Here is a 3310-nt window from a genome sequence, read left to right as displayed (position 1 = left end):
ACCGCGCTGACCTGCCTGGTGCTGCCGCTGATCCAGGGGCCCCGGTCGGGGTGGCGGAAGCGCCGCCAGGGTCGGCCGGAGCGGCGGCCGGGGCGGCGTCGGCGTAGCCGAAGAGCTGCTTGACCACCTTCTGGACCTTCGCCGGGGTCACCAGGTTGACGTCCTGGCCGTTCCTGGTGCCGAATCCGTCGAAGGTCAGGGTGTTGAACTCGACGTTGCCGCCGGTGAGGTTGGGGGCCTGCTGGGCGAAGTCGAGGACGTTCCACTCGTTGTCGATGACGAGGTCCTTCTGCATCACGCCCATCAGCTCCTGCATCTTGCCCAGGTCGCCGATGACGCCCTTCTGCTTGAGGTTGTGCACCACGGAGGATATGAAGGCCTGCTGGCGGTGGGTGCGGGCGAAGTCGCCGGTGTTGCCGTCCGGGCCGTCGAGGTTGTGGCGCTGGCGGACGAAGGAGAGCGCCTGCGAGGCGTCGAGCTTGTTGATGCCCTTGTGGAAGTCGGCGCCGGAGCCCTGGCCCTCCATGGCCGGGTCCTTGGTGTCGTGGGTGAGGCAGACCTCGATCGGCTGGAGGGCCTTGGCGATGTCGTAGAAGCCCATCAGGTTGACCTCGGCGATGTGGTCGATGGGCTGGTCGAGGAACTTCTGCACGGTGCGGATGGTGGCCGCGCGGCCGATGTCCCGGCCGGCCTTCTCCAGATCGGCGCCCTTGAGGCCCTTGGCGCGCAGGCCGGGGTCGGCCTTGTCCTTGGCCGCGCCGTAGGCCTCCTTGATCTTGGCCATGCCCAGCTGGGAGCCGTCGGCGTTGTAGGTCATCACGTAGTCGTCGCGGGGTATCGAGACGGCCTGCACCTTGCCGCCGTTCGCCGGTATGTGCAGCAGGATCAGCGAGTTGGTGTTGTAGCCGCCGATGTCGGAGCTGTGCCCGGCGTGCAGCTCGTCCTGGACGAACGCCGGGTCGATGTCCGAACCGTCCATGTTCTTGCGGCTGTCCAGACCGATCAGCAGCAGGTTGACGGAGTTGTCGAGGTGCTTGGGCGCGTCCTTCTTGGTCTCGGCGATCACACCGGAGGTGGTCATCCCGTCGGTGAGCTGCTTGTACTCGTACCAGACCACCCCGCTGGCGGCGAACACCGCCAGACCGACGGTGCAGGCCAGCACCCGGCCCGCCACCAGCAGGGGGGAGGGGCGGCGGGCCGCGCCGCCGCCGTCGGTCCCGGCGTTGTCAGCCATGCTGCCTCCTCCTCGCCCGGACCAGCCGGACCGCGATCACGATGACGGCCGCGACCGCGGCCCCGGCCATCACGGGAAAGCCGTGCACCACCCACTTCGCGGCGCCGGTGGCCAGGCCCTTGCCCCGGTACCGGTCGCGGTGGGCGGCCAGTTCGACGACGGCCGTCACGCCCAGGACGACCAGCGGCGAGGCGGCGAGCACCCACCACCAGCCGTTGCGGCCGCTCAACGCCGCCGCCAGGCCGGTGCCGAGCACGGCGGCCGCGGCGAAGGCCGGACCCGGGCCGGAGCCGGAGAGTTCGTCGAACGCGGCGCCGGCCAGCGGCAGCCCGAGCGCGAGGGCCGCGGGCAGCGCGGGGCCGCCGGGCAGCGGGCGTGGGTGTCCGACCGGCCGGTCCGCCGCCCGTCGGCGCGTCCGCTGGTCGCTGGACCGTCCTCGCTGCCCCGCCACACCCTCACCCCGGTGTTCCCGTGTTCCGCGCGCCGCCGTGGCGCGTGCGCCCGGTCCCGTCGGCCGGCCCTTCGGTTCCTTGTTCCGTCGGTCCGCGAGTCCGTTCGTGGCGCTGCCGTTCCGGACGCCGGTATCCGGCCGGCCGGTTCCTCGCGGACCCGGCCGCCCCGCGGTCGGGGAGGGGCGCTTCCGTTTCACCTCTACACGGGTGTAGAAGTCGTACGCAGCATAGAGCACGCCTGTTCGGTGGCAAGTCCGGGTTCGTCGTGGCCCCGGACGAACCCGGCCGGACGGTTTCCGAGCGGGCCGGACGACGCGCCGGCGGAGGAGGAGAGGACCGTGGCGACCACGGGCGGAGCGGGACGGCCGGAGAAACGCAGGGCGATCACCCGGGCCGCGACCACGGTCTTCGGGCGGGAGGGGTACGTCCGGGCCGGCATGGACGCCATCGCGGCCGAGGCCGGGGTGTCCAAGCGGACGGTCTACAACCACTTCGCGGACAAGGAGACCCTCTTCCTGTCGGTGGCCCTGCAGAGCTCGGCGGAACTGACCGGGCGGATCCGGGCACTGACGGCGGAGCACCTCGACCGGGTGACCGACCTGCGTCAGGGCCTGACCGACTTCGCCGTCGAGCGGGCCCGCGCCGTGCTGTCGGCGGGGGAAACCGGGGAGCGCGGGGCAAAGGCACACGGGGACCACGGGGACCACGAGGACTACGAGGACCACGGGGACCACGAGGACTACGAGGACCACGGGGCGCTCGACCGGGCGATCCGGGCCGAGGTGGCCAACATCCCGGCGGACGTCCTGGAGGCCTGGCAGGAAGCCGGTCCGATCGCCCGCCGGCGCGAGCTCGCGCGGTGCTTCGAGGCGCTCGCCGACCGCGGGCTGCTGGTGGCCGAGGACGCCGCACTCGCCGCCGAGCGGTTCACCCTGCTGACCTTCCACGGCATCGCCGAGCGCTCCTTCTGGGGAGCGCTCCCGGTGGCGGACGCGGAGGTCCGGCGGATCGCGGCGGTCGGCGTGGACGCCTTCCTGCGGATCCACGGCACCCCCCGACCCGCGAGCGGGGGGTGAACCACGGGCGGGGCGGCACTCTGCCGCCCCGCCCGGAGTCCGTACGGATCACTTCCAGTTCAGGCCCTTGCCGAGGGTGTACGGCTCGCCCCAGTACTCGGCGCCCGCGACCTTGGACGCCTCCGGGGACATCGCCACCGCGCAGGAGGTGGCGGACTGGCCGTTGGTGAAGCCCTTGGGCAGCGACTCGCTCTTGCACTTGGGGAAGGAGCCGATGACCATCAGCTCCTGCGCCTCGGTGCCGTCCGCCAGCAGGCCCTTCATGTGGTTGACGCTGGTGTAGGAGAGGTCGGTGCCGCCCGCGTTGGTGACGCTGTAGTGGACGTAGTACGGCACCAGGCCCTTGGCCTTGTCGCCGAGGTTGAGCGAGGCGAGGTCGGCCGGGTCGCCCTTCTCGATCGAGGTGACCGCGAGCGCGATGGTGCCCTTGGTGCTGCCCGAGCTGAACGGGATGGTGGCGGCCTCCCCGAGCTTCAGCGTGGTCCCGGCCGCCGGGGCGCTGCCGGCCGGCGCGGGCGCGGCGGCCGTACCGGACGCGGCGCCGCCCG

The 3310-nt window shown here is 72.2% G+C and carries 4 protein-coding genes; 1 reads left to right on the top strand and 3 read right to left on the bottom strand.

All coding sequences use genetic code 11. The features are described from left to right. Positions 1–1234 (bottom strand): LCP family protein (locus AB0E96_RS39895; RefSeq protein WP_359831586.1); only part of this gene is annotated, 1234 nt, incomplete at its 3' end. Beyond that, positions 1227–1685, bottom strand: a complete 459-nt coding sequence (locus AB0E96_RS39890) for a DUF6542 domain-containing protein (RefSeq protein WP_359831584.1) — start codon at positions 1683–1685, stop codon at positions 1227–1229. The genes AB0E96_RS39890 and AB0E96_RS39895, both read right to left, overlap by 8 nt. 339 nt (positions 1686–2024) lie before the next feature. Between AB0E96_RS39890 and AB0E96_RS39885 the strand changes: the two genes are divergently transcribed. Further along, positions 2025–2762, top strand: coding sequence for a TetR/AcrR family transcriptional regulator (locus AB0E96_RS39885; protein WP_359831582.1), 738 nt, complete (start codon positions 2025–2027; stop codon positions 2760–2762). 48 nt (positions 2763–2810) lie between these two features. Here AB0E96_RS39885 and AB0E96_RS39880 read toward each other — a convergent pair. After that, positions 2811–3310 (bottom strand): hypothetical protein (locus AB0E96_RS39880; protein ID WP_359831580.1); only part of this gene is annotated, 500 nt, incomplete at its 5' end.

The sequence above is a fragment of the Kitasatospora sp. NPDC036755 genome (genome assembly GCF_040636595.1).
Taxonomy (GTDB): domain Bacteria; phylum Actinomycetota; class Actinomycetes; order Streptomycetales; family Streptomycetaceae; genus Kitasatospora.
Note: the sequence above shows the minus strand (reverse complement) of the source record. Positions and strands in the feature narration are given on the sequence as shown.